26 protein-coding genes and 1 rRNA gene are annotated in these 24,951 nt (G+C 53.8%); 10 read left to right on the forward strand and 17 right to left on the reverse strand.

What is annotated here, in order from left to right; translation table 11 throughout:
• Positions 1 to 70: 70 nt before the first annotated feature.
• Entirely contained in the window at positions 71 to 919 is an 849-nt protein-coding gene (locus ABIE11_RS07920) for a MurR/RpiR family transcriptional regulator (RefSeq protein WP_100779286.1), read from the forward strand.
• A gap of 56 nt (positions 920 to 975) precedes the next feature.
• A complete protein-coding gene (locus ABIE11_RS07925) occupies positions 976 to 1,236 on the forward strand; it encodes a YfhL family 4Fe-4S dicluster ferredoxin (RefSeq protein WP_100779285.1) in 261 nt (86 codons plus the stop codon).
• Here ABIE11_RS07925 and acpS read toward each other — a convergent pair.
• The 12 genes from acpS to rseD form a co-directional block, all read right to left on the reverse strand.
• Entirely contained in the window at positions 1,233 to 1,613 is a 381-nt protein-coding gene (acpS, locus tag ABIE11_RS07930; protein ID WP_100779284.1) for a holo-ACP synthase, read from the reverse strand. The two genes, ABIE11_RS07925 and acpS, sit on opposite strands and share 4 nt — an antisense overlap.
• Positions 1,613 to 2,344, reverse strand: coding sequence for a pyridoxine 5'-phosphate synthase (gene pdxJ, locus ABIE11_RS07935; RefSeq protein WP_429184246.1), 732 nt, complete (start codon positions 2,342 to 2,344; stop codon positions 1,613 to 1,615). The genes acpS and pdxJ overlap by 1 nt, the downstream gene beginning before the upstream one ends.
• A gap of 27 nt (positions 2,345 to 2,371) precedes the next feature.
• Positions 2,372 to 3,079 (reverse strand): DNA repair protein RecO, encoded by a 708-nt coding sequence (recO, locus tag ABIE11_RS07940; RefSeq protein ID WP_100779282.1) that lies wholly within the window; start codon positions 3,077 to 3,079, stop codon positions 2,372 to 2,374.
• Between the two features lie 11 nt (positions 3,080 to 3,090).
• Complete coding sequence (gene era / locus ABIE11_RS07945) at positions 3,091 to 3,996, reverse strand: GTPase Era (protein WP_429184247.1); 906 nt, start codon at positions 3,994 to 3,996, stop codon at positions 3,091 to 3,093.
• Positions 3,993 to 4,673 (reverse strand): ribonuclease III, encoded by a 681-nt coding sequence (gene rnc, locus ABIE11_RS07950; protein ID WP_095284345.1) that lies wholly within the window; start codon positions 4,671 to 4,673, stop codon positions 3,993 to 3,995. The genes era and rnc overlap by 4 nt, the downstream gene beginning before the upstream one ends.
• Before the next feature lie 221 nt (positions 4,674 to 4,894).
• Complete coding sequence (lepB, locus tag ABIE11_RS07955; RefSeq protein ID WP_100779280.1) at positions 4,895 to 5,857, reverse strand: signal peptidase I; 963 nt, start codon at positions 5,855 to 5,857, stop codon at positions 4,895 to 4,897.
• Between the two features lie 16 nt (positions 5,858 to 5,873).
• Entirely contained in the window at positions 5,874 to 7,673 is a 1,800-nt protein-coding gene (lepA, locus tag ABIE11_RS07960; protein ID WP_100779279.1) for a translation elongation factor 4, read from the reverse strand.
• 185 nt (positions 7,674 to 7,858) lie between these two features.
• Entirely contained in the window at positions 7,859 to 8,335 is a 477-nt protein-coding gene (gene rseC, locus ABIE11_RS07965; RefSeq protein WP_429184248.1) for a SoxR-reducing system protein RseC, read from the reverse strand.
• On the reverse strand, positions 8,332 to 9,285 hold the full coding sequence (gene rseB / locus ABIE11_RS07970) for a sigma-E factor regulatory protein RseB (RefSeq protein WP_100779277.1): 954 nt from the start codon (positions 9,283 to 9,285) through the stop codon (positions 8,332 to 8,334). The genes rseC and rseB overlap by 4 nt, the downstream gene beginning before the upstream one ends.
• Positions 9,285 to 9,938: an anti-sigma-E factor RseA gene (rseA, locus tag ABIE11_RS07975; RefSeq protein WP_429184249.1), complete on the reverse strand. Its 654-nt coding sequence runs from the start codon at positions 9,936 to 9,938 to the stop codon at positions 9,285 to 9,287. The genes rseB and rseA overlap by 1 nt, the downstream gene beginning before the upstream one ends.
• Before the next feature lie 31 nt (positions 9,939 to 9,969).
• Positions 9,970 to 10,545: an RNA polymerase sigma factor RpoE gene (gene rpoE / locus ABIE11_RS07980; protein WP_100779275.1), complete on the reverse strand. Its 576-nt coding sequence runs from the start codon at positions 10,543 to 10,545 to the stop codon at positions 9,970 to 9,972.
• Positions 10,542 to 10,646, reverse strand: coding sequence for a rpoE leader peptide RseD (gene rseD / locus ABIE11_RS07985; RefSeq protein WP_429184250.1), 105 nt, complete (start codon positions 10,644 to 10,646; stop codon positions 10,542 to 10,544). Before rseD ends, rpoE begins: the two co-directional genes overlap by 4 nt.
• A 324-nt stretch (positions 10,647 to 10,970) precedes the next feature.
• On the opposite strand from rseD, the gene nadB reads away from it, so the two are divergent.
• Complete coding sequence (gene nadB, locus ABIE11_RS07990) at positions 10,971 to 12,590, forward strand: L-aspartate oxidase (protein ID WP_107703093.1); 1,620 nt, start codon at positions 10,971 to 10,973, stop codon at positions 12,588 to 12,590.
• Here nadB and trmN read toward each other — a convergent pair.
• Entirely contained in the window at positions 12,575 to 13,312 is a 738-nt protein-coding gene (gene trmN, locus ABIE11_RS07995) for a tRNA(1)(Val) (adenine(37)-N(6))-methyltransferase TrmN (protein WP_429184251.1), read from the reverse strand. The two genes, nadB and trmN, sit on opposite strands and share 16 nt — an antisense overlap.
• Before the next feature lie 131 nt (positions 13,313 to 13,443).
• Between trmN and srmB the strand changes: the two genes are divergently transcribed.
• Complete coding sequence (srmB, locus tag ABIE11_RS08000) at positions 13,444 to 14,775, forward strand: ATP-dependent RNA helicase SrmB (protein WP_100779272.1); 1,332 nt, start codon at positions 13,444 to 13,446, stop codon at positions 14,773 to 14,775.
• 52 nt (positions 14,776 to 14,827) lie between these two features.
• On the opposite strand, the gene grcA is transcribed toward srmB, so the two are convergent.
• Entirely contained in the window at positions 14,828 to 15,211 is a 384-nt protein-coding gene (gene grcA / locus ABIE11_RS08005; protein WP_100779271.1) for an autonomous glycyl radical cofactor GrcA, read from the reverse strand.
• 314 nt (positions 15,212 to 15,525) lie between these two features.
• Between grcA and ung the strand changes: the two genes are divergently transcribed.
• On the forward strand, positions 15,526 to 16,215 hold the full coding sequence (gene ung / locus ABIE11_RS08010) for a uracil-DNA glycosylase (protein WP_314520592.1): 690 nt from the start codon (positions 15,526 to 15,528) through the stop codon (positions 16,213 to 16,215).
• Between the two features lie 66 nt (positions 16,216 to 16,281).
• Here the strand turns inward: ung and ABIE11_RS08015 are convergent, their stop codons facing one another.
• On the reverse strand, positions 16,282 to 17,379 hold the full coding sequence (locus ABIE11_RS08015; RefSeq protein WP_102105001.1) for a tRNA/rRNA methyltransferase: 1,098 nt from the start codon (positions 17,377 to 17,379) through the stop codon (positions 16,282 to 16,284).
• Positions 17,380 to 17,585: 206 nt separating this feature from the next.
• Between ABIE11_RS08015 and trxC the strand changes: the two genes are divergently transcribed.
• The 5 genes from trxC to ABIE11_RS08040 all read left to right on the forward strand — a co-directional run bounded on the left by trxC (position 17,586) and on the right by ABIE11_RS08040 (position 23,306).
• Positions 17,586 to 18,005 (forward strand): thioredoxin TrxC, encoded by a 420-nt coding sequence (gene trxC / locus ABIE11_RS08020; RefSeq protein WP_100779268.1) that lies wholly within the window; start codon positions 17,586 to 17,588, stop codon positions 18,003 to 18,005.
• 69 nt (positions 18,006 to 18,074) lie between these two features.
• Complete coding sequence (gene tapT, locus ABIE11_RS08025) at positions 18,075 to 18,773, forward strand: tRNA-uridine aminocarboxypropyltransferase (protein ID WP_102105002.1); 699 nt, start codon at positions 18,075 to 18,077, stop codon at positions 18,771 to 18,773.
• Between the two features lie 35 nt (positions 18,774 to 18,808).
• On the forward strand, positions 18,809 to 21,472 hold the full coding sequence (locus tag ABIE11_RS08030) for a bifunctional acetate--CoA ligase family protein/GNAT family N-acetyltransferase (protein WP_429184252.1): 2,664 nt from the start codon (positions 18,809 to 18,811) through the stop codon (positions 21,470 to 21,472).
• 110 nt (positions 21,473 to 21,582) lie between these two features.
• Complete coding sequence (gene pssA / locus ABIE11_RS08035) at positions 21,583 to 22,938, forward strand: CDP-diacylglycerol--serine O-phosphatidyltransferase (RefSeq protein WP_429184253.1); 1,356 nt, start codon at positions 21,583 to 21,585, stop codon at positions 22,936 to 22,938.
• A 44-nt stretch (positions 22,939 to 22,982) separates the two neighbouring features.
• Positions 22,983 to 23,306 (forward strand): YfiM family lipoprotein, encoded by a 324-nt coding sequence (locus tag ABIE11_RS08040; protein WP_429184254.1) that lies wholly within the window; start codon positions 22,983 to 22,985, stop codon positions 23,304 to 23,306.
• Here the strand turns inward: ABIE11_RS08040 and ABIE11_RS08045 are convergent.
• On the reverse strand, positions 23,303 to 24,598 hold the full coding sequence (locus ABIE11_RS08045; protein ID WP_100779263.1) for an MFS transporter: 1,296 nt from the start codon (positions 24,596 to 24,598) through the stop codon (positions 23,303 to 23,305). The genes ABIE11_RS08040 and ABIE11_RS08045 overlap by 4 nt on opposite strands.
• A 260-nt stretch (positions 24,599 to 24,858) precedes the next feature.
• Positions 24,859 to 24,951 (reverse strand): 5S ribosomal RNA (gene rrf, locus ABIE11_RS08050); the annotation flags it as partial.

Genomic DNA, 24,951 nt, shown 5'->3' on the forward strand with positions numbered 1-24,951 from the left:
GGAATATAAAATTCATTCAGGCGAGCAAAATTCTGTTTTGCAGCAGCAATCACATTTCGCCAGGAGGCGTATGAACTGTTTAATTCGGATTCGCCAGCGGTACGCGGGCTTTGCCCAGAGCGATAAAAAACTGGCGGATTTCCTGCTTTCCCAGCCCGATCATGCGCGTCATCTCAGTTCTCAGCAGCTGGCAAGTGAAGCGGGCGTGAGCCAGTCCAGCGTGGTGAAATTCGCGCAAAAGATTGGTTTTAAGGGTTTTCCGGCACTAAAACTGGCGATCAGCGAAGCGCTGGTCAACAATCCAAATCCGCAATCGATGCCGTTGCACAATCAGATTCGCGGCGACGATCCGATGCGTCTGGTCGGTGAAAAGCTGATCAAAGAGAACGTGACGGCGATGCACGCTACGCTTGACGTGAACAGCGAAGAGAAGCTGCTTGAGAGCGTGGCGATGCTGCGCGCGGCGCGGCGAATTATCCTGACCGGCATTGGCGCATCGGGGCTGGTGGCACGTAATTTTGGCTGGAAACTGACTAAGATCGGCTATAACGCCGTGGTTGAACAGGACATGCACGCCCTGCTGTCTACCGTGCAGGCGATGGACCCGAATGATTTGCTGTTAGCCATCTCCTATTCGGGAGAACGCCGGGAGATCAATCTGGCGTCTGATGAAACGCTGCGCGTCGGGGGTAAAATCCTGGCGATTACCGGTTTTAACCCGAATGCCCTGCAGCAGCGAGCCACGCGTTGCTTGTACACCATCGCCGAAGAACAGGCTACCCGCAGCGCCGCGATTTCCTCTACCAGCGCGCAGATGATGCTGACGGATCTGCTCTTTGTGGCACTGGTACAGCAGGATCTGGAACATGCGCCGGGACGCATTCGTCACAGCGAAGAGCTGGTAAAAAAACTGGTTTGAGCAGGGAATGAGCGTATAATGCCCGCCCTGTTTGTGATGTTTCTGAGATTTTCCTGATGGCGCTGTTAATCACCAAAAAATGCATCAATTGCGATATGTGCGAACCCGAATGCCCTAACGAGGCCATTTCAATGGGTGATAGCATTTATGAGATTAACAGCGATCGCTGCACCGAGTGCATCGGCCATTACGAAACGCCGACCTGTCAGAAAGTGTGCCCGATCCCCAACACCATTCTCAAAGATCCGGCCCATGCCGAATCAGAAGAGCAGCTGTGGGATAAGTTCGTGCAGCTGCATCACGCGGACAAACTCTAGCTTTCGATGATCACTGTGGCGCAGGCGTAATGACGTTCATCCGCCAGCGTAACGTGCATATGGTTCACACCGAGTCTTTCTGCAAGCTTTTGCGCCTCGCCCCATAACCGCAGACGGGGTTTGCCCAGCTCATCGTTAAACACTTCGAACTGATTAAACGCCAGCCCATTACGAATCCCGGTCCCGAAAGCTTTCGCCGCGGCTTCTTTTACCGCAAAGCGCTTCGCCAGAAAACGCACCGGCTGTTGGTGCGCTTCCCAGATGGCCCATTCGTTGTCGCTGAGCACCCGTTTTGCCAGGCGATCGCCACTACGGGCGATCACCGCTTCGATACGGGCAATCTCTACGATGTCCGTGCCTAAGCCCAGAATCGCCATTACTGACGCGCTTCCAGCATCAGACGTTTCATCTCGGCAACGGCCTCTTTCAGACCGCTCATCACCGCGCGACCGATAATCGCGTGGCCGATATTCAGCTCGTGCATTTCCGGGATCTGAGCAATCGCCTTGACGTTATGATAGGTCAGGCCGTGACCGGCGTTGACTTTCAGGCCCAGGCTCGCGGCATAGCGGGCTGCGTTAGCAATGCGCTCCAGTTCTTTGGCCTGGGTGGCTTCGTCTTTGGCATCCGCGTAGCAACCGGTGTGAATTTCGATGTACGGCGCACCGACTTCCGCAGCGGCCTTGATCTGTTCGACATCCGCATCGATAAACAGGGAAACCAGGATACCGGCATCGGCGAGACGTTTGCAGGCATCCTGCATTTTGTCGCGCTGGCCGGCGACATCCAGCCCGCCTTCGGTGGTCACTTCCTGACGTTTTTCCGGCACCAGGCAGCAGAAATGCGGCTGGGTTTCACAGGCGATCGTCAGCATCTCTTCCGTAACCGCCATCTCCAGATTCATGCGTGTGTCCAGCGTCTGGCGCAGGATGCGTACGTCACGATCGGTGATGTGGCGGCGGTCTTCACGCAGGTGAACGGTAATGCCGTCGGCGCCAGCCTGCTCGGCGATAAATGCCGCCTGAACCGGATCAGGATAAGCCGTACCGCGCGCATTACGCAGCGTGGCAATGTGATCGATGTTGACGCCTAACAGTAATTCAGCCATGACAATCCTCGGTTTTCTCATTGTTCATTAACGCTTTGGCACAAACTGCCTGAATAATTCGCGGCTCTTTAAGGGCTTGCCTCCAAGATACGGCTTGAGGGCAATTCGGGTAAAGCGTTTTGCCGCGCGTAAGGTATCCTGGTCAGGAAATTCTCGCTCATAGAGCGCCCTGAGGTGCCGCCCGGTGAACGTCGCGTTGTCGATCACCACGCTGGCAATAAACCCCTTCTCTTCGCGATAGCGATAGGTCATGGCGTCCTCTACGGATTCGCCGCTTCCCGCGCAATGCAGAAAATCAACGCCGTAACCGAGGTGGCCAAGCAGCGCCAGCTCAAACCGGCGTAATGCGGGTTCGGGTGTGCCTGTTGCGCCAGCCAGCGCCTGGATGCAGTGCAGATAATCGAAAAAGAGTTCTGAGAAGCGTGTTTCGTGTTCAAGGACGCGTGAGATGAGTTCGTTGACGTACAAACCGCTATAGAGCGTGATGCCTGACAGAGGAAGCGCGAGGGAGACGGCTTCGGCACTGCGCAGGGTTTTGACTTCGCCGCGTCCGCCAAAGCGAACCAACAGCGGGGTGAAGGGTTGTAACGCGCCCTTCAGGTTAGAGCGTTTGGAACGTGCGCCTTTTGCAACCAGGCGCACGCGACCCGATTCTTCCGTGAAGACGTCCAGCATCAGGCTGGTTTCGCTCCACGGACGGCTGTGAAGGACAAAGGCTCGTTGCCATCCATCCACGATGTTGTGTCTTAGACGTCGTCGCCGTAACCGAGACTACGCAGGGCGCGCTCGTCATCAGCCCAGCCTGATTTCACCTTCACCCACAGCTCCAGGTGAACCGGTGCTTCAAACATCTCCTGCATGTCTTTACGCGCTTCGATGCCGATGGTTTTGATTTTGGCGCCTTTGTTGCCAATCACCATCTTCTTCTGCCCTTCTCGCTCAACGAGGATCAGCCCGTTGATGTCGTACCCGCCACGCTCGTTAGTCTGGAAACGTTCGATTTCCACGGTAACGGAGTACGGCAGTTCGGCACCGAGGAAACGCATCAGTTTTTCACGGATGATTTCAGAGGACATAAAGCGCTGGGAACGGTCGGTGATGTAATCTTCCGGGAAGTGATGGATCGCCTCCGGCAGATGTTTACGCACGATACCGGCGATGGTATCGACGTTCATGCCCGTTTCCGCAGACAGGGGAACGATGTCGAGGAAATTCATCTGGCTTGCCAGGAACTGCAGGTGCGGCAGCAAATCGGCTTTTTCCTGCACGTTATCAACTTTGTTGACCGCAAGAATCACCGGTGATTTGCCATCGCGCAGTTTGTTCAGAACCATCTCATCATCTGGCGTCCAGCGGGTGCCTTCCACCACGAAGATGATCAATTCAACATCACCGATAGAGCTGCTCGCCGCTTTGTTCATCAGGCGGTTGATGGCACGCTTCTCTTCCATATGCAGGCCAGGGGTATCGACGTAAATCGCCTGATACGCACCTTCCGTGTGGATGCCGACAATACGGTGACGCGTGGTTTGCGCCTTACGGGATGTAATGGATATTTTCTGCCCAAGCAGATTGTTCAGCAGGGTTGATTTGCCGACGTTAGGACGTCCGACAATGGCAACAAAACCGCAATAACTCTTTTCTTCGCTCATTCCAGCTCCAGCATTTTTAACGCCTGTTCGGCGGCAGCCTGTTCCGCCTTGCGACGGCTAGAACCTGTGCCAACCACCGGTTCACTCAGGCCGCTAACCTGGCAATGGATGGTAAATTCCTGATCGTGTGCTTCGCCGCGCACCTGCACCACCAGATAAGATGGCAGAGGGAGGTGGCGACCCTGCAGATATTCCTGCAAACGAGTCTTAGGATCTTTTTGTTTATCGCCTGGGCTTATTTCGTCCAGACGCGTTTGATACCAGTTCAGAATGAGTTGCTCTACCGTCTGAATATCGCTGTCGAGGAAAACACCACCGATTAATGCTTCGACAGTATCCGCGAGAATTGATTCACGGCGAAAACCACCGCTTTTCAGTTCACCCGGCCCAAGTCGCAGGCATTCGCCCAGTTCAAACTCGCGTGCAATCTCGGCAAGCGTGTTGCCGCGCACCAGCGTAGCGCGCATACGGCTCATATCACCTTCATCCACACGAGGGAAACGGTGATAAAGCGCATTTGCGATCACGTAACTCAAAATGGAGTCGCCTAAAAACTCGAGGCGCTCATTGTGTTTGCTGCTGGCACTGCGGTGGGTTAATGCCTGTTGCAACAACTCCTGATGCTGAAAAGTGTAGCCCAGCTTCCGTTGAAGCCGATTAATTACGATGGGGTTCATGCGATACCAGTAAATGAATGCGTCAAAAATGCAGCACACGAAACCGACCTGATAAGACCAACGCGGTTTCGTGTGCCGTGGCACTGAGTCAGCGCCAACCTTAAACTTCGGGGGAATATTCTATACGCAACGACAGGGTATGTCGTTAGCCAGGAGAGATTATCTCTTAAATAATTCACGTAACCCTCATTTAAGAGGGTTACGTGTGCAATTATCAGGAATTAATGGATTCCGCCAATGCGATTCAGACGAACGCCGGTCGGCCACTCCCCTTCCTGTTTTTCGAAGCTCATCCAGATCGCGGTCGCTTTACCGACCAGATTCGCTTCCGGAACAAAGCCCCAGTAACGGCTGTCCGCAGAGTTGTCGCGGTTATCACCCATCATGAAGTAATGTCCTGGCGGAACGATCCAGGTGGCGAGCTGCTGGCCTGGCTGCTGGTAGTACATACCCAGCTGATCCTGCGCGATCGGAACCGTCAAAATGCGATGCGTCACGTCACCCAGGGTCTCTTTGCGCTCAACCAGACGAATTCCGTTCTCTTTGGTTTCGCCTTTCGGCATCTGGAAGAAACCGCTGGTCGCTTCGCCGCCGTTACGACGGGCAAAGGTCTGCACAAAGTCGCTCGGCTCCACGTTGGAATAGGTGATCGGCAGCGCGTTCTCACACGCCGTACCGGAGCTACAGCCCGGCTGCACGGTCACTTCTTTCGCGACAGGATCGTAACTCACTTTATCGCCTGGCAAGCCGACGGCACGCTTGATGTAATCCAGACGCGGATCTTCAGGGTATTTGAAGACCACAATGTCACCGCGTTTTGGATGACCGGTTTCGATTAACGTTTTCTGATAGATAGGATCTTTAATGCCGTAGGCATATTTCTCTACCAGAATAAAATCGCCAATCAGCAGCGTAGGCATCATCGAACCGGACGGGATCTGGAAAGGTTCGTAAATAAACGAACGCACCACCAGAACAATCGCCAGAACCGGGAATACGGAAGCCCCTGTTTCCAGCCAGCCCGGTTTCGGGCTGACTTTCTTCATGGTTTTCGCATCCAGCTGTTCACCCGTAATAGACTGACGTTCGCGACGTTTCGGGGCGAAGATAAACTTATCCAGACACCACAACAGCCCCGTCACCAGGGTCGCTATGACCAGGATCAGGGCAAACATGTTCGCCATGCCAACTCCTTAAGGATTATTTTCCGTCTTTACCCACGTGCAGAATGGCAAGGAACGCTTCCTGCGGCAGCTCAACGTTACCGACCTGCTTCATACGTTTTTTACCATCTTTCTGTTTCTGCAACAGTTTCTTCTTACGGCTTACGTCGCCGCCGTAGCATTTCGCCAGGACGTTTTTACGCAGCTGTTTCACCGTAGAGCGGGCAATAATGTGGTTGCCGATGGCGGCCTGAATCGCGATATCAAATTGCTGACGCGGGATCAGCTCTTTCATTTTCTCGACCAGTTCACGGCCACGGTACGGCGCGTTATCGTTGTGGGTGATCAGTGCCAGCGCATCAACACGCTCGCCGTTGATCAGCACATCCACACGCACCATGTTGGACGCCTGGAAACGTTTAAAGTTGTAGTCCAGCGACGCGTAGCCGCGAGAGGTAGACTTCAGACGGTCGAAGAAGTCGAGCACCACTTCCGCCATCGGGATTTCATAGGTCAGCGCCACCTGGTTACCGTGGTAAACCATGTTGGTCTGCACGCCACGCTTCTCGATACAAAGCGTAATGACGTTGCCAAGGAACTCCTGCGGCAGCAGCATGTGACACTCCGCGATCGGCTCACGCAGCTCTTCAATATTGTTCAGCGGCGGCAGCTTGGACGGGCTGTCGACGTAGATAACGTCTTTGTTGGTGGTCTGGACTTCATACACTACGGTCGGTGCCGTGGTGATCAGATCCAGATCGTATTCACGCTCAAGACGCTCCTGAATGATCTCCATGTGCAGCAGACCCAGGAAGCCACAGCGGAAGCCGAAGCCCAGCGCGGTAGAGCTTTCTGGTTCATAGAACAGGGAAGCATCGTTCAGGCTCAGCTTGCCGAGCGCATCACGGAAGTTTTCGTAATCGTCAGAGCTGACCGGGAACAGGCCCGCGTAAACCTGAGGCTTCACTTTTTTGAAGCCTGGCAGCGCTTTATCAGCCGGATTACGTGCCTGAGTCAGGGTATCGCCTACTGGCGCACCCAGAATGTCTTTGATGGCGCAAACCAGCCAGCCAACTTCGCCGCATTTCAGTTCAGTACGATCAACCTGTTTCGGTGTGAAGATACCCAGACGGTCAGCGTTGTACACCTGACCGGTGCTCATCACTTTGATTTTGTCGCCTTTACGCATGGTGCCGTTTTTAATACGCACCAGCGATACCACGCCAAGGTAGTTATCGAACCAGGAGTCGATGATCAGCGCCTGCAGCGGCGCATCTGCGTCACCTTCTGGTGCCGGGATATCGCGCACCAGACGCTCCAGTACATCAGGAACACCGACACCGGTCTTCGCCGAGCAGCGCACTGCGTCTGTGGCGTCAATACCGACAATGTCTTCAATCTCTTCCGCCACGCGCTCTGGATCGGCAGCCGGCAGGTCGATTTTGTTAAGCACCGGCACCACTTCGAGATCCATTTCCATCGCGGTGTAGCAGTTGGCCAGGGTCTGAGCTTCTACGCCCTGCCCGGCATCAACCACCAGCAGCGCGCCTTCGCAGGCTGCCAGCGAACGAGAAACTTCATAAGAGAAGTCAACGTGGCCTGGGGTGTCGATGAAATTCAGTTGATATGTTTCACCATCAAGGGCTTTGTAGTCGAGCGTTACGCTCTGCGCTTTGATGGTGATACCACGTTCGCGTTCCAGGTCCATGGAGTCCAGTACCTGGGCTTCCATTTCACGATCAGACAGGCCACCGCAAATCTGGATAATACGGTCAGAAAGCGTCGACTTACCGTGGTCAATGTGAGCAATGATCGAAAAGTTACGTATGTTCTTCATATAGTTAAATAATTATGCCTTACGAATTCCTGGAGGCCGCTGTTCTTAGCCTGACGTTTTTCAGTGCGAAAACGCAGCATTCTACACTACATCTTCGTCACCAGGAAATGCTGTTAAAGCCAAGCATAGCGTCAGAGAAGGACGTTTTGTTTTATGGGATGTAAATAAAGATAAAGCCCGATGAATTATCGGGCTTCTGAAGAGAGCGTTTCCACACGCAGCATGTCTGGCGGAAGCCCCACGCTGAGGATAACGGGCTGCCAGGCTTCTTTCTCGGCAAGCTTTTGAGAAAAGCCGCGCGCCAGCATAAACCCACCCACGCCGCCCAGCACTCCGCCGCTCATCGCCGCGAGATCGGTGCCAAACAGCATCTGGAAAATTCCGGCGACCACAAACAAGCCCACCAGCGGGGAGAGATACACCAGCATGGCGGACCCCAGCAGGCTGCCTTCAGCAATGCCCAGTTCCACCTTTTGCCCAACAGCCAGAGGCTCTGCACTTGGCACAGAGATGGTGTGCGTGGTTTGCGGCCCCAGCTTATTCAGCACCCGGCTGCCACAGCCAGCGCGCGAGGCGCAGCTGTTGCATGACGCTTTCACGTCACAGCTCACTAGCGCAAGGCCATTTTGCCACGAGACAACGGTGGCCCATTCTTTGATCATTGTGCGGCCCTGAATTTAATGCTGTCAGCGATGCGCTTCGCCGTCTGCGGTGGCAGTTCGCCCACAATCGTGATTTCGGCGTTATCCCGCAGCGTCGTACTCACGGTCCGGCGTCCGGTACGAAGCATTTGCTCGCTGCTGTTAGCTGACGCCCGATTGATGTTCACCGAGAAGCTGAACAAGCCGTCGGAATAGAGACGCGACTCGACCGGCGTTTCAATGGTCGGAAGCTGACGGCGGCTACTGGATATCTCGCTGAAACCTTGTGGGATCCAAGCTGGCACCCAGTTGAAATTCACCGTATCGCCCGCAGGCACTGACAGAAGCGGCGGAAGGCTCGCTTTCGCCAGATTCTGCATGCTGTTACCCACCTGACCATTCACCGTAAAGGAAATCACGCGGAACTGCTCCAGCGTTTCGCCGTCCCGATCGAGGAGATCGACGCGCATCGGCAGTTTGCTCTCCGCATCCATCCACACGATGTAGCTATAGCGTGTGCCGTCTCTTGCCACTACGCGAATCACTTCACAAAGCCGGTCCGCAATGCGCGTACGGCCAACGGAAATGAAATCGTAGTAAGGCGACAGACGTTTGAAGTCGGTATAAACTAGGGCCGGGAGCGAGTCGACAATGTAATCGCCATTAAGCGTAAACGGCTCAAGGCCTGGCTCAAAGTAGCTGATTTCATTACCGCGCTGTACAACCTCACGGCGCGGGCCGTCGAGTTGTAAAAGCTGGGCGAGCGGCTGGTTATCAAGACGGGCATGGCGGTAGCGTAACGACTCTACACCTTGCTTGTTGATACTGATAAAGGCCAACTCGTAGTTGAGTGACTGGCTCGCCATATTCATCTGCTGCAACAACGCCCCGGACGATAAATCAGCCGAGGCGTTGGTAGAGAAGAACAGGCTACCCGCCACTAAGGACATGGCGCACCAAAGTTGCTTCATTACTGCGATTGCGTTCCTAAAGTTTGGTTTCCTGGCACTTGCACACCAGCCTGCTGGGTCTGTGCCTGCTCAAACCGGAGCTGCTCAGAGTGCAAACGACGCTGCAACTCATAGTCCTGCAGCATCGCATTAATGCGACGACGCTGTTCCTGGACCTGCTGTTGCTGGCCCGGGCTGACTGAGGCATCGGCAGATGGCACACCCAAGCTAACCGGACTTGCTTTACCCATCATCGGCAGTGTATTGAACACTGGCGCTTCAGGCTGCTGGTTAGCTTCTGATTGACCGTTATAGTGCTGGACGCCAACGATAACTGCAAGCGATACGCATGCAGCCACACCCATTTGGGTCAATTGGCTCGCCCACGGGCGCACTTTTTTCCAGAATGGCATCTTCTGCCATTGATGTGGCGCAGGTTGAGCTTCAGGGATCAGCGGAGTGGTCTGATGTACAGGCTCGTTCTCAATTGCCGCCATTACGCGTGCTGAGATATCGAAATGGAGAACATCGCCCGTATCACCACGCATAGAGTCGCGGATGAGATGGTAGCTCTCCCAGGTCTTTTGCATCTCGGGAGAGTGAGAGAGCTCGTTAAGCAGCTCACTGTCCAGCGTTTCACCATCCATTAAAGCGGAAAGTTTTTCTTTCTGCATGCCTAATACCTTTTCCAGTATCCCGCTATCGTCAACGCCTGATAAGCGGTTGAACTTTATTATCAATAGCTTCTCGCGCACGGAAGATTCGCGAACGAACCGTTCCGACCGGACAGTCCATGATAGCCGCTATCTCTTCATAGCTAAGTCCATCAAGCTCCCGCAAGGTAATTGCCATGCGTAAATCTTCCGGGAGTGCCTCGATCGTGCGAAAAACGATTTGTCTCAGTTCTTCTGACAACATTAAGTTCTCAGGGTTCGAAATTTCTTTCAATGCGCCGCCGCTTTCGAAGTTTTCAGCGTCTATTGCGTCCACATCCGTTGAAGGCGGACGACGGCCCTGAGCGACCAGATAATTCTTTGCTGTATTGACTGCAATACGATACAGCCAGGTGTAAAAAGCACTATCCCCCCGGAAAGAATCCAGCGCGCGATAGGCCTTTATGAAAGACTCTTGCACTACATCAGGAACATCTCCTGACGGTACATAGCGGGATACCAGACTCGCCACTTTATGCTGATAGCGAACCACCAGTAAGTTAAAGGCTTTCTGATCTCCCTTCTGGACCCGTTCAACCAGGACCTGGTCCGTTAACTGCTCGCTCATCCGAGGTAATATCTCCCCAAACCTAAATTCCACGCGTTATCGAAACGCCACTCTAAAAACACTGCAATGTGAGCAAGCACGAGGTTAGAGGGTCTATTCATCAATAAGTTCCGTTACGCGTCTGTTTTTGTCCATCGTGTCGCAGACTGTTCATTTTCTCTCATTATAAGTCTGTTAACGATACGTACCCAATTTCTGATGAGAAATGGTATTTTTGCTGCCAGAAGAGTACCGCAACACAGGGTTTATTTCACCACATAATCTGAAGCTAACGATCTGCTTCGCAAAATATTTTCGTTCTTTTACGCCTTTTTTGAGGTTGTGTTTAAGTTTAGGCTGCGCAACAGCATTCAAAAAAAACGTGCGATTCATCGCATTCGGGTGCTATTCTGGCCAAACACTGTTTAGTAAATTAAACAAACATCATGAACACAACTCCAGAACTGCATTGTGATGTACTGATTATTGGCAGCGGCGCTGCCGGACTCTCTCTGGCGCTTCGACTGGCCTCGCATCAGAAAGTGATTGTGCTGAGTAAAGGGCCGATGAGCGAAGGCTCGACGTTCTATGCTCAGGGCGGTATTGCTGCGGTGTTTGATGAAACCGACAGCATTGCGTCGCACGTGGAGGACACGCTTATCGCTGGCGCAGGCATTGTCGATGAACACGCCGCAGAATTTGTGGCCAGCAATGCCCGTCACTGTGTGCAATGGCTTATCGATCAAGGCGTTTTGTTCGACACGCACGTTCAGCCGAATGGCGAAGAGGGGTATCACCTCACCCGTGAAGGCGGTCATAGCCACCGCCGCATCCTGCACGCAGCAGATGCAACGGGCAAAGAGGTCGAAACCACTTTAGTCGCTCAGGCACGTAATCACCCCAATATTCAGGTGCTTGAACGCAGCAATGCAGTGGACCTGATTATCTCCGATAAAATTGGTCTGCCGGGCACGCGACGCGTTGTGGGAGCGTGGGTCTGGAACCGGAATAAAGAGACGGTTGAGACCTGTCAGGCTAAATCGGTGGTGCTGGCCACAGGTGGCGCATCGAAGGTGTATCAGTACACGACGAATCCGGATATCTCTTCAGGAGATGGGATCGCCATGGCGTGGCGTGCAGGTTGCCGCGTCGCCAATCTGGAGTTTAACCAGTTCCACCCGACCGCCCTGTTCCATCCTCAGGCGCGTAATTTCCTGCTTACCGAAGCCTTGCGTGGTGAAGGCGCGCATCTCAAGCGCCCCGACGGCACGCGCTTTATGCCAGACTTCGACCCGCGTGGTGAACTGGCCCCGCGCGATATCGTCGCTCGCGCCATTGACCACGAAATGAAACGTCTCGGCGTCGACTGTATGTATCTCGACATCAGCCATAAACCCGCCGATTTCGTGCGCCAGCACTTCCCGACTATCTATGAAAAATTGCTGGGGCTTGGGATTGATCTCACCAAAGAGCCGGTGCCGATCGTCCCTGCGGCGCACTATACCTGCGGCGGCGTGATGGTGGACGATCATGGCCGTACGGACGTGGATGGTCTGTACGCCATCGGTGAGGTGAGTTATACCGGGCTTCACGGCGCGAACCGCATGGCGTCAAACTCGCTGCTGGAGTGCCTGGTTTACGGCTGGTCTGCCGCAGAAGATATCATCAAACGGATGCCCTACGCCCGTGAGGTGGCACACCTGCCTGCCTGGGATGAAAGCCGGGTGGATAATCCGGATGAACTGGTGGTCATCCAGCACAACTGGCATGAACTGCGGCTCTTTATGTGGGATTACGTCGGGATTGTACGCACCACCAAACGTCTGGAGCGCGCCCTACGCCGGATTACGATGCTGCAGCAGGAAATTGACGAGTATTACGCCAATTTCCGCGTATCTAACAATCTGCTGGAGCTGCGCAATCTGGTCCAGGTGGCGGAGCTGATTGTCCGCTGTGCGATGATGCGCAAAGAGAGTCGGGGCCTGCATTACACGCTGGACTACCCCGATCAACTGGAGGAGTCTGGTCCGTCGGTGCTGTCCCCTCTCGTTCACATAAACAGATAAAACGCCTGGGTCAGCGCCGTGTAGGCTTCGGAATAACGCTGATCTGGCCCGCGAATCACCATCCTGTCGCTAAAGCACTCACCTTCTTTTGGGGACAGTGCTAATAAAACGCGGTGCGGAAGTCTTGCTTCGTTATCGGCGATATCCGTTCGCAGGCGTAAATACCAGCCGATATCGAGCGCTTTTTTGATAAACGCGTTACCGGTACTTTCGGGCAGAACAACGCAGAAAAATCCCTCTTCTGAGATTAAATTCGCCGCCGCCATTAACAGGGCGGTGTGATCCAGCGAACCGGTGTATCGCGCCTGATCGCGTTCCGGTGTCGCGCATTCGACGCCAGGCTCAAAGTAAGGCGGGTTGCTGACTATCAGATCGTAGCGCGCCGTTTGCTCCGGCGCCCACGTGAGGATATCGGCGCATTCCACCTGAACGCGAGACGCCCAAGGCGATTCGGTGGCATTCTCGCTGGCCTGACTGGCGGCCTGCGCATCGAGTTCAACGGCATCGATGGTGACGTGCTGCTCCGTGCGTTGCGCCAGCATCAGCGCCAGTAATCCACTTCCACTACCAATATCCAGAATTCGCTTAACCTTCGCGACGGGTGCCCACGCTCCCAGTAATATCCCGTCAGTGCCGACTTTCATCGCACAGCGATCGTGGGCTACAAAGAACTGTTTAAACGTAAAACCATCGCGGCGCAGCTGCGCTTTGGGTTGAGACATGTCAAAGCAACCTTCTTAAATAAAACCGGATTAGCATAGGGGAAAGCGAAGTGGTGGAAAAGGGATATCCACAAACAGATGAAGATTGCAGCCATAACGTCTATAATCAGCGCCCCACACAGAGGTAGAACATGACTGTAACGACTTTTTCCGAACTTGAACTCGATGAGTGCCTGCTGGAAGCTCTCCAGAATAAAGGCTTCACACGCCCAACTGCCATCCAGGCGGCTGCTATTCCGCCTGCGTTAGAAGGCCGTGATGTACTCGGTTCTGCGCCGACAGGCACCGGTAAAACGGCGGCATACCTGCTGCCCGTCTTGCAGCATCTGATCGATTTCCCTCGCAAGAAATCTGGCCCACCGCGCATTCTTATTCTGACCCCAACACGTGAACTGGCCGTGCAGGTGGCAGAACATGCGCGTGAACTGGCCGCGAATACGCATCTGGATATCGCCACCATCACCGGCGGTGTTGCTTATATGAACCACGCAGAAGTGTTCAGTGAGAACCAGGATATCGTGGTGGCGACAACCGGACGCCTGATGCAGTACATCAAAGAAGAAAACTTTGACTGCCGTGCGGTGGAAACGCTGATCCTCGATGAAGCTGACCGCATGCTCGAACTCGGTTTTGCGCAGGACATCGAACACATTGCGGGCGAAACGCGCTGGCGCAAACAGACGATGCTGTTCTCCGCCACCCTGGAAGGTGACGCAATTAAAGACTTCGCTGAGCGTCTGCTCAACGAACCAGCGGAAGTGTCTGCGACGCCATCCACGCGCGAGCGCAAAAAGATCCACCAGTGGTATTACCGTGCCGATAACCTTGAGCACAAAGTCGAGCTGCTTAAACATCTGCTCAAACAAGATGATACCACCCGTACCATCGTGTTTGTGCGTAAGCGCGAGCGTGTGCATGAGCTGGCGAATATGCTGCGTTCTGCCGGTATCGATAACTGCTATCTTGAAGGCGATATGCCGCAGGCGAAGCGTACCGAGGGGATTAAGCGTCTGACTGAAGGTCGCGTCAATGTGCTGGTTGCCACCGATGTCGCAGCGCGCGGTATCGATATCCCTGATGTCAGCCATGTCATTAACTTCGACATGCCGCGTACCGGTGACACCTACCTGCACCGTATCGGTCGTACCGGCCGTGCGGGTCGTAAAGGGATCGCTATCTCGCTGGTAGAAGCACACGACTACATGCTGCTGCTGAAAGTTGGGCGCTATATCGAAGAGCCATTGAAAGCTCGCGTCATTGACGAACTGCGTCCAACCACGCGCCCACCGAGCGAAAAGATGACGGGCAAACCGTCCAAGAAAGTGCTCGCGAAACGCGAAGAGAAGAAAAAAGAGCAGGCTAAAGAGAAGCCGCGCGTGAAGAACCGCCATCGCGATGCCAAAAACATTGGTAAGCGCCGTAAGCCAAGCGGTACGCCGCCAACGTCGCAGAACGAAGAGTAAAAAAAAGCCGGGTTAATCACCCGGCTTTTTTATTCCCCCAAAACCTCAAGCCTTACAGGCTTTCAGTAAAGGTACGCGCGATAACGTCACGCTGCTGTTCTGGGGTGAGAGAGTTGAAGCGTACCGCGTAGCCAGAAACACGAATAGTCAGCTGCGGGTATTTTTCTGGGTTCTTAACCGCATCTTCCAGGGTTTCACGACGCAGAACGTTAACGTTCAGGTGCTGACCGCCTTCCACGCGAACTTCCGGCTGGATGTCCATTGGGATTTCGCGGTATTCGATTTCGCCCAGTTTGTTGACCGGAACGATTTCGTCTTCAGCAAAACCGGCTTTCGCAACCACACAACGTGCTTCGCCTTTTTCGCTGTCCAGCAGCCAGAAAGAGTTCAGCAGGTCGTCGTTTGCAGCTTTAGTAATTTGGATACCTGTAATCATGTCATGCCTCCAGGGCTACATTAATTAATGAATGTCGGCCTCTCGCGGCCAATTGGTAAAACCATTGTTGCTTGAGTGTATATATATCAGCCGGCACCCCATGATTCTTTGATTTAAATCAACAAAAACCGCAACCATACAAATAGTGTGGTTTGATTTTGTTGCTTCAGATCAATTTTCCAGAGCCAACTACCTACCCTGATTTGAGTATTTCAAATTAAATTGAAAGACTTAGCCGTAAATGTCGCGCGGAATTTTGCTCCCTTCCTTGAAAAGGTTAAGCTAGGCGCAATTGAGATATGCAGGAGAGCATGATGACGACCCCTTTGACATGGCATGACGTGCTGGCAGATGAAAAGCAACAGCCTTATTTTGTGAATACGCTCAGTACCGTCGCGCAGGAGCGGCAATCCGGTCAAACGATCTATCCTCCCCAGAAGGATGTGTTTAACGCCTTTCGTTACACCGAACTGAATGATGTGAAAGTGGTCATTCTGGGTCAGGATCCCTACCACGGTCCTGGACAGGCGCACGGTCTGGCATTTTCGGTTCGTCCTGGGATCGCAATACCTCCTTCTCTGCTGAATATGTATAAAGAGCTGGAAGGATCGATGCCAGGCTTTACCCGTCCGGCGCACGGTTATCTTGAAAGCTGGGCGCGTCAGGGCGTACTGCTGCTCAATACCGTGTTAACGGTTCGCGCGGGACAGGCTCACTCCCACGCCAGCCTGGGCTGGGAGACCTTTACGGATAAAGTCATCAGCCTTATCAATGAACATTGTGAAGGCGTGGTGTTTTTACTGTGGGGCGCACATGCGCAGAAGAAAGGGGCGATTATCGATGCCCAGCGTCATCATGTCCTGAAAGCGCCGCATCCCTCTCCACTGTCAGCTCACCGCGGATTTTTTGGCTGTAACCACTTTGTTCTGACCAATGAATGGCTGAAAAAACGCAATGAAGCGCCAATCGACTGGATGCCCGTGTTACCGGCTGAAAGCGAGTGATTATTCGGAAGGGATAAAAATAATTATGCCCGGCTATCACCGGGCATAATTGTAAACAACGCAATATTATGCTTTGTTCTGACGCCACCATTCAGCCAGCAGGACGCCGGTTGCAACGGAAACGTTGAGGCTTTCTACTTTACCTGTTCCGTCGATTGAGACGCTCAGGTCGGCAGTAGAGAGCGCGGCATCGGACAGACCATCACGTTCTTGACCCAGTACCAATACCATTTTGCGCGGCAGCGTCGCTTTGAACAGCGGCGTACCTTTATGGCTGGAGGTGGTCACGATGGAGTAACCCGCCTGGCGGAACTCTTCGATGGCATCCAGAACGCTTTCGCCAGTAATCGGCTGCACATGTTCCGCACCGCCTTCGGCTGTACGAATCGCGGCACCGGATTCGACAATCGCCGCATCCTGCAACAACACACCTTTCACGCCGAAATGGGCGCAGCTACGCATCATCGCACCCAGGTTGTGCGGGTTGCCCACATCTTCCAGTGCCAGTACGCAGTCATCGGCATCAGCCTGGCTGACCCATTGCTGCACCGTGGTGCCGTTACGTTTTTTGATCAGGAAGCAGACGCCGCCGTGATGCTCAGTACCGGATGCTTTGGTCAGCTCCGCGTCATCTACCACATGGTAGGCTTTGCGGTTTGCTGCCATCCAGCGCAGGGCCTCTTTGAAACGCGGCGTGACGCTCTGGATAAACCAGGCGCGAACGATGCATTCAGGACGGCTCTGGAACAGGGCCTGACAGGCATTTTCGCCATAGACGCGGGTCTCTTCTGCGCGTTGACGGCGCAGGACTTCCGGATCAATAAAGCTCTTACCACTGATTCCACCGTGATCGGCTTTTGCCGGCGCTTCTTCACCCGGTGCACGGGAAACGGTGCGCCATGGGGATGCATCACGAGGGAAATCATCGCGTGGACGGTCATCGCGACGGCGATCGTCACGCTTACGGTCATCACGTTTGCGGTCATCACCGCGGTTATTTCTGTCATCGCGGGCGGGGCGACGGCCACCGTCTGCACGAGATGGTCCCGGACGGCCCCCACCCTTTCCGGTACGCGGATTTTGGGTGCGTTTGTCAGAATCATCATCACTGCGGACATACATCACTTTGACCTTGCCGCTTTTATTCTTCAGTTCGTCGTTCATGCTTTTCTCCACCAGCGCTGCGCGAAGCGCGCAGATTACCCGATGTGTCAGCGCATAGCCATTATTTCATACAAAAGCCTGTGACTATTGTTCCCATTGAATAAAACGCATTGTCGTTTCAAACAAGCTCAATGATAATATGTAACATATCAGAAACATTATCGGCACTTTGCCGCTTTGTCCCACTGCTCTATCAGAGGTTAGTTATGAATACCGTATGTGCCAACTGCCAGGCTCTCAATCGCATTCCGGATGACCGAATTGATGATGGAGCGAAATGCGGGCGTTGCGGTCATGAGCTTTTCGATGGCGACGTGATTAACGCAACCGGTGAAACCCTCGATAAATTACTGAAAGATGATCTGCCGGTAGTCGTGGACTTCTGGGCACCCTGGTGCGGCCCATGCCGTAACTTTGCGCCGATTTTTGAAGATGTCGCCGAAGAGCGCAGCGGTAAAATGCGCTTTGTGAAGGTCAATACAGAAGCAGAACGCGAGCTGAGTGCGCGATTCCGTATACGCAGCATTCCCACCATCATGATTTTCAAAAAGGGTGAAGTCGTGGATATGCTCAACGGTGCCGTACCAAAGGCACCTTTCGAAAGCTGGCTGAACGAAACGCTCTGACAATCACGGGGCACTGCTTGTGCCCCGCTGTTCCCTCTGCGAGAATGGCGTTTTTTCTGCGCCTCTTCCATGACTGATAACGCCGTACTTCAATTGCGCGCCGAACGCCTGGCGCGTGCGACCCGCCCTTTTCTTGCCCGTGGCAACCGCATTCGTCGCTGCCAGCGCTGCCTGTTGCCGCTAAAACAGTGTCTGTGTGAGACGCTGGCTGCGAGCCACGCACAGAGCCGTTTCTGCCTAGTGATGTTTGACACCGAGCCGATGAAACCCAGCAATACCGGACGGTTAATCGCCGATATTCTGCCGAATACGGCCGCATTTCAGTGGTCCCGCACCGAGCCGCCGCAGGCACTGCTCGATCTGGTCGCCAGTCCCGATTATCAACCCATGGTGGTGTTTCCCGCCTCCTATGCCGGTGAAAGCCGCAAGGTGATCGCCGCGCCGCCCAAAGGCAAACCTCCACTGTTTATTATGCTGGACGGTACCTGGACCGAAGCGCGAAAAATGTTCCGCAAAAGCCCGTATCTGGATGCACTGCCGGTGATCTCCGTCGATCTGTCCCGCGTGTCAGCCTATCGCCTGCGTGAAGCCCATGCCGAGGGACAATATTGTACGGCGGAGGTGGCTATCGCCCTGTTAGATCTGGCGAATGATACCGAAGCCGCCAGCGCCCTGGGCCGCCATTTTTCCTGTTTCCGCGAGCGTTACCTGGCAGGAAAACCCACACATCAGGCCAGCATCACAGCAGAAGAGCCGGAAAGCGTTTAAAATCATCAGGTCACTCGCGTTAACAGGAGACTTGTATGAGCCAGCGAGGGCTAGAAGCGCTACTCCGCCCTAAATCCATCGCCGTGATCGGAGCCTCGATGAAGCCCGATCGCGCCGGATATTTAATGATGCGCAACCTGCTGGCCGGGGGCTTTAATGGCCCTGTCATGCCTGTCACTCCCGCTTATAAAGCCGTTCAGGGCGTCCTCGCCTGGCCGGACATACAGAGCCTGCCGTTTGTCCCCGATCTTGCCATCCTGTGTACGCACGCCAAACGCAATCTCGCCCTGCTCGACGCGCTGGGTGAGAAAGGTTGTAAAACCTGCATTATTCTCTCTTCGCCGCCAGAACAGCAGGCCGAACTGCTGGCTAGCGCGAGCCGGTACCAGATGCGTTTGCTTGGGCCTAATAGTCTGGGATTGCTGGCGCCGTGGCAGGGACTTAATGCCAGCTTTTCTCCTGTGCCGATTCGAAAAGGTAAACTGGCGTTTATCTCTCAGTCTGCCGCCGTGTCCAACACTATTCTTGACTGGGCGCAGCAGCGTGAAATGGGCTTTTCATATTTCATCGCGCTGGGCGATAGCCTGGATATTGATGTCGACGAGCTGCTCGATTTCCTCGCGCGCGACAGTAAAACCAGCGCGATACTTCTCTATCTGGAGCACTTAACTGATGCCCGACGTTTTGTTTCTGCTGCGCGTAGCGCATCACGTAATAAACCGATTCTGGTGATCAAAAGTGGCCGTAGTCCCGCAGCGCAGAAATTGTTGCACTCTCACTCAGGCATGGACCCGGCCTGGGATGCGGCCATTCAGCGCGCTGGTTTGCTGCGCGTGCAGGATACCCACGAGCTTTTCTCGGCCGTAGAAACCCTGAGCCATATGCGCCCGTTGCGTGGCGAAAGGCTGATGATTTTAAGTAACGGTGCGGCCCCCGCAGCGCTCGCCCTCGATGAGCTGTGGTTGCGTAACGGGAAACTCGCCACCCTGAGCGATGAGACGATTCAGCGGCTTAAAGAAGCGTTGCCTGCCAGCGTCACGCCGGGAAACCCACTGGATCTGCGGGACGACGCCAGTAGCGAGCGCTATATCAACGCGATCTCCCTGTTGCTGGATAGCCAGGATTTTGATGCGCTGATGGTGATTCATTCCCCCAGCGCCGTCGCCCCCGGTAGCCAAAGCGCACGCGCGCTGATTGATGCCGTTAAAAACCATCCACGTGGCAAATATGTCACGCTGTTAACCAACTGGTGCGGAGAATACTCCTCTCAGGAAGCGCGGCGTTTGTTCAGCGAGGCCGGACTGCCCACCTACCGCACGCCGGAAGGCACCATTACTGCGTTTATGCATATGGTGGAGTACCGCCGCAACCAAAAGCAACTGCGTGAAACGCCCGCATTGCCCGGCAATCTGGCCGCTAATGCGACCGAAGCGCACAACCTGTTACGCCAGGCCATTGAGGACGGTGCGTCTTCTCTGGATACCCATGAAGTACGCCCCATTCTGGATGCCTATGGTATGCAGACTTTACCCACCTGGATTGCGAGCGACAGCGCCGAGGCGGTGCATATTGCCGAGCAGATTGGTTATCCGGTGGCGTTAAAACTGCGTTCGCCAGATATTCCGCATAAGTCGGATGTGCAGGGGGTGATGCTTTATCTGCGCACCGCCGCGGAAGTACAACAGGCCGCCGAGGCGATTTTTGACCGCGTAAAAATGGCCTGGCCGCAGGCGCGAGTTCACGGGCTTCTGGTGCAGAGTATGGCGAATCGCGCCGGAGCGCAGGAATTACGAGTCGTGGTCGAACACGATCCGGTCTTTGGCCCGTTGATAATGCTGGGTGAAGGCGGTGTGGAGTGGCGACCGGCAGAACAGGCCGTGGTTGCCCTGCCGCCGCTGAACATGAATCTGGCTCGCTATCTGGTGATTCAGGCCATTAAGAGTAAAAAGATCCGTGGTCGCAGCGCGCTCCAGCCTTTGGATATTATCGGGCTGAGCCAGTTTCTGGTCCAGGTCTCTAACCTGATCGTCGATTGTGCTGAGATTCAGCGGCTGGATATTCATCCGCTGCTGGCGTCGGGCAATGAATTTATCGCCCTGGATGTCACACTGGGTATTGCGCCCTTTACAGGTGATCGCGAAAGCAGACTGGCTATTCGCCCGTATCCTCTGCAACTGGAAGAGTGGGTGGAGATGAAAAACGGCGAGCAGGTGCTGTTTCGCCCGATCCTGCCCGAAGATGAACCGCAGCTGCGAGCCTTTATCGCTCAGGTGACGAAAGAAGATTTGTACTATCGCTACTTTAGCGAAATCAGCGAATTTACCCATGAAGATTTAGCCAATATGACCCAGATCGACTACGATCGGGAAATGGCGTTTGTTGCCGTTCGCCATCGTGATGAAGGCGATGAGATCCTGGGTGTCACGCGGGCAATTTCCGATCCTGATAACGTAGATGCCGAGTTTGCCGTGCTGGTCCGCTCCGATCTGAAAGGCCTTGGTCTCGGTCGGCGTTTGCTGGAAAAACTGATTGGCTATACCCGAGATCACGGTTTGCTCTGCCTGAATGGCATTACTATGCCGAATAACCGCGGCATGATTACCCTGGCGCGTAAACTCGGATTCGACGTAGATATTCAGCTGGATGAGGGAATTGTCGCCCTCTCGCTCCGCCTGGTATCGACGTCTGCTCAAGAGTAAGGTACTGGAAATGTTGACCACTTTCGTCAGTTCTGGTGGTATCATTGTCCGCTTATGTTGTCTGCAGATGCCAGATAACCCTTCAATGAACAGAGAAGATACGCACTGTGATGTTGTCAAAATTTAAGCGTAATAAACATCAACAACACCTTGCTCAACTACCGAAGATTTCTCAGTCAGTTGATGATGTCGAGTTCTTTTATGCTCCCGCCCATTTCAGGGAGACGCTTCTGGAAAAGATTGCGAGTGCCACGCAACGTATATGCATTGTGGCGCTTTATCTCGAACAGGATGAAGGTGGACGCGCGGTTTTAAGCGCGGTCTATGAAGCTAAACGCCAGCGCCCGGAACTGGACGTTCGTATACTGGTTGACTGGCACCGTGCACAGCGTGGCCGAATTGGCGCTGCCGCATCCAACACCAATGCCGACTGGTACTGCCGTATGGCGCAGGAAAACCCAGGCGTTGACGTCCGTGTCTATGGTGTTCCCGTCAATACGCGCGAAGCCCTGGGCGTTCTGCATTTCAAAGGATTCATCATTGATGACAGCGTGCTGTACAGCGGCGCCAGCCTCAATGACGTTTACCTGCATCAGCTCGATAAGTATCGCTACGACCGCTACCATCTGATTCGCAATGCGCAGATGGCGGACATCATGTTTAACTGGGTCGATCAAAACCTGGTTCATGGTCGTGGCGTCAATCGTCTTGACGATCCGAATCGTCCAAAAAGCCCGGAAATCAAAAATGACATCCGCCTTTTCCGTCAGGAATTGCGCGATGCGGTTTATCATTTCCAGGGGGACGCAAATAATGAACAGCTGTCCGTTACGCCGCTGGTCGGGCTGGGGAAATCCAGCCTGCTGAACAAGACCATCTATCATCTGATGCCGTGTACTGAGCAGAAGCTGACGATCTGTACGCCGTACTTCAACTTACCGGCAATCCTGGTGCGTAATATTATCCAGTTGCTGCGCGATGGGAAAAAAGTCGAAATTATCGTTGGGGATAAAACCGCGAACGACTTCTTTATTCCGGAAGATCAGCCGTTCAAAATTATCGGTGCGTTGCCCTATCTTTATGAAATCAACCTGCGTCGCTTCCTGAGCCGCCTGCAGTATTACGTCAACACCGATCAACTGGTGGTTCGTCTCTGGAAAGACGAAGACAACAGCTATCATCTGAAGGGGATGTGGGTTGATGATGACTGGATGCTGCTGACCGGGAATAACCTCAACCCGCGCGCCTGGCGCCTGGATCTGGAAAACGCCATTCTGATCCACGATCCGCGACATGAGCTTTCAGCCCAGCGTGAACGTGAGCTTGAGCTGATTCGTACCCATACGACTACCGTTCGCCATTACCGCGATCTGCATAGTATCGCTGACTACCCGGTGAAAGTGCGTAAGCTTATCCGCCGTTTACGCCGTATTCGTATTGACCGTCTGATTAGCCGCATTCTGTAACGACCAGGCCCTGTCAGTGACGGGGCTTTTTTTTGGAGTCTGTTATGCGCGTTTTGCTCCTGCTCATTTCCCTATTACTTTCAGGCTGCAGTCATATGGCTAATGACAGTTGGCAGGGTCAGGATAAAGCCCAGCACTTTATCGCGTCAGCGATGCTTTCCGCCGCCGGTAATGAATACGCGCAGCACCAGGGTGTGAGCCGCGATCGCAGCGCCGTTTACGGATTCATGTTCTCCGTCAGTCTTGGCGCATCGAAAGAGTTATGGGACAGCCGCCCTGCAGGGAGCGGCTGGAGCTGGAAAGATTTTGCCTGGGATGTTGCCGGTGCCACCACCAGCTATGCGGTGTGGCAACTGGCACATTATTAAAGACGAATGCCTTTCCCTTTGCGGTGTAGCATCAGTGAGACAATAAACGCCAACGCCCCCATAACGGTGACATACCAGAAAAAGGTGTTTTCACTGCCTACCGATTTCAGTGTTAACGCGACATATTCTGCCGAACCGCCGAAGAGTGCATTAGCAACCGCATACGACAATCCCACTCCCAGAGCGCGGACCTGAGCAGGGAACATCTCTGCTTTCAATATTCCGCTTATCGACGTGTAAAAACTCACGATAATCATCGCCACCATCACAAGTGCGAAGGCTGCATAGGGAGATGATACATGTTGCAGCGCGGACAAGATTGGGACTGTACAAAGCGCGGATAACCCGCCAAAGATGAGCATGGATGTCCGCCGCCCGATTCTGTCTGACAGTGCACCAATCAATGGCTGAATCAGCATGAACACAAATAAGGCCGCCGTCATGACGATACTGGCCACATTGGCATGCATCCCGGTGGTATTCACCAGGTACTTTTGCATGTAAGTGGTGAACGTGTAAAAGCTCAGCGAACCGCCAGCGGTAAACCCTAACACCATCACAAAGGCTTTCCGGTTACGCCATAACCCTTTCAGCGAGCCTGCTTCTTTCAGTGCCCTCACCTCTTTTTGCGAGGTTTCATCAAGCTGTCGGCGCAGCCAAAGAGCCACGACCGCCAGAACAGCTCCCATCGCAAAAGGTATGCGCCATCCCCAAGAATGCAATTGCTCATCCGTCAGCACCTGCTGCAGAACAACCACCACTAAAATAGCCAGCAGCTGCCCGCCGATCAGTGTGACGTACTGGAAGGAGGCGTAAAAACCTTTCCGCCCTTCCACAGCAACTTCACTCATATAAGTAGCACTTGTACCGTATTCACCGCCGACGGAAAGGCCCTGGAACAATCGAGCCAGTAATAACAACGCGGGTGCCCACGTCCCGATCGTGTCATATCCCGGCAGACAGGCAATCACCAGCGATCCGAGGCACATCATGCAGACAGAGATCAGCATTGAGGTTTTACGCCCTTGTCTGTCTGCAATTCGGCCAAACAGCCAGCCGCCAATTGGACGCATCAGAAATCCTGCAGCAAATACCCCTGCGGTTTGGAGCAACTGGGTAGTCGTGTTGCCGGACGGAAAAAAGATATGAGCAAAATAGAGGGAACAAAACGAGTAAACGTAGAAGTCGAACCATTCAACCAGGTTGCCGGATGACGCGCTGACAATCGCCCATACTCTGCGCCGGGTATCGCTGTCAGCCAGCGTCCCGTGCGATGTGATACCTTCGGTCATTTAAGTGTGCTCCTGCCATAAGACTTAAGCGTGTTGGACGCTAGCATCCAATCATTTAGTAAATGAAATGTTATATTTTTGTTATATTTAACATTGTGATTTGAATCACACATTTACTTAGCAGGGTAATCGATTAGGAGGAATACCAGGAATGGAACCGAGTGGTGAGAAAGTTTCACGGAGGGAAACAGAGGAATAAACAAGAAAGGACAAAAACGCAAAAAGGCCATCCTTCCGGATGGCCTCTTCACTTAATTAATGCCTGGCAGTTCCCTACTCTCACATGGGGAGACCCCACACTACCATCGGCGCTACGGCGTTTCACTTCTGAGTTCGGCATGGGGTCAGGTGGG

It is taken from the genome of Lelliottia sp. 489 (genome assembly GCF_050435885.1).
GTDB classification, from domain to species: domain Bacteria; phylum Pseudomonadota; class Gammaproteobacteria; order Enterobacterales; family Enterobacteriaceae; genus Enterobacter; species Enterobacter nimipressuralis.

Bases quoted from the DNA above. Each gene is read 5' to 3' on its own strand.
- era (WP_429184247.1), bottom strand. From the start codon at position 3,996: ATGAGCGAAGAAAAGAGTTATTGCGGTTTTGTTGCCATTGTCGGACGT.
- grcA (WP_100779271.1), bottom strand. From the start codon at position 15,211: ATGATTACAGGTATCCAAATTACTAAAGCTGCAAACGACGACCTGCTG.
- rnc (WP_095284345.1), bottom strand. From the start codon at position 4,673: ATGAACCCCATCGTAATTAATCGGCTTCAACGGAAGCTGGGCTACACT.
- rseC (WP_429184248.1), bottom strand. From the start codon at position 8,335: ATGATCAAAGAATGGGCCACCGTTGTCTCGTGGCAAAATGGCCTTGCG.
- ABIE11_RS07920 (WP_100779286.1), top strand. From the start codon at position 71: ATGAACTGTTTAATTCGGATTCGCCAGCGGTACGCGGGCTTTGCCCAG.
- tapT (WP_102105002.1), top strand. From the start codon at position 18,075: ATGACTGATAACGCCGTACTTCAATTGCGCGCCGAACGCCTGGCGCGT.
- srmB (WP_100779272.1), top strand. From the start codon at position 13,444: ATGACTGTAACGACTTTTTCCGAACTTGAACTCGATGAGTGCCTGCTG.
- acpS (WP_100779284.1), bottom strand. From the start codon at position 1,613: ATGGCGATTCTGGGCTTAGGCACGGACATCGTAGAGATTGCCCGTATC.
- trmN (WP_429184251.1), bottom strand. From the start codon at position 13,312: ATGTCTCAACCCAAAGCGCAGCTGCGCCGCGATGGTTTTACGTTTAAA.
- rseD (WP_429184250.1), bottom strand. From the start codon at position 10,646: ATGAATAGACCCTCTAACCTCGTGCTTGCTCACATTGCAGTGTTTTTA.
- trxC (WP_100779268.1), top strand. From the start codon at position 17,586: ATGAATACCGTATGTGCCAACTGCCAGGCTCTCAATCGCATTCCGGAT.
- ABIE11_RS08045 (WP_100779263.1), bottom strand. From the start codon at position 24,598: ATGACCGAAGGTATCACATCGCACGGGACGCTGGCTGACAGCGATACC.
- ABIE11_RS08040 (WP_429184254.1), top strand. From the start codon at position 22,983: ATGCGCGTTTTGCTCCTGCTCATTTCCCTATTACTTTCAGGCTGCAGT.
- rpoE (WP_100779275.1), bottom strand. From the start codon at position 10,545: ATGAGCGAGCAGTTAACGGACCAGGTCCTGGTTGAACGGGTCCAGAAG.
- ABIE11_RS07925 (WP_100779285.1), top strand. From the start codon at position 976: ATGGCGCTGTTAATCACCAAAAAATGCATCAATTGCGATATGTGCGAA.
- rseB (WP_100779277.1), bottom strand. From the start codon at position 9,285: ATGAAGCAACTTTGGTGCGCCATGTCCTTAGTGGCGGGTAGCCTGTTC.
- lepB (WP_100779280.1), bottom strand. From the start codon at position 5,857: ATGGCGAACATGTTTGCCCTGATCCTGGTCATAGCGACCCTGGTGACG.
- ABIE11_RS08015 (WP_102105001.1), bottom strand. From the start codon at position 17,379: ATGAACGACGAACTGAAGAATAAAAGCGGCAAGGTCAAAGTGATGTAT.
- rseA (WP_429184249.1), bottom strand. From the start codon at position 9,938: ATGCAGAAAGAAAAACTTTCCGCTTTAATGGATGGTGAAACGCTGGAC.
- lepA (WP_100779279.1), bottom strand. From the start codon at position 7,673: ATGAAGAACATACGTAACTTTTCGATCATTGCTCACATTGACCACGGT.
- pdxJ (WP_429184246.1), bottom strand. From the start codon at position 2,344: ATGGCTGAATTACTGTTAGGCGTCAACATCGATCACATTGCCACGCTG.
- ung (WP_314520592.1), top strand. From the start codon at position 15,526: ATGACGACCCCTTTGACATGGCATGACGTGCTGGCAGATGAAAAGCAA.
- nadB (WP_107703093.1), top strand. From the start codon at position 10,971: ATGAACACAACTCCAGAACTGCATTGTGATGTACTGATTATTGGCAGC.
- pssA (WP_429184253.1), top strand. From the start codon at position 21,583: ATGTTGTCAAAATTTAAGCGTAATAAACATCAACAACACCTTGCTCAA.
- ABIE11_RS08030 (WP_429184252.1), top strand. From the start codon at position 18,809: ATGAGCCAGCGAGGGCTAGAAGCGCTACTCCGCCCTAAATCCATCGCC.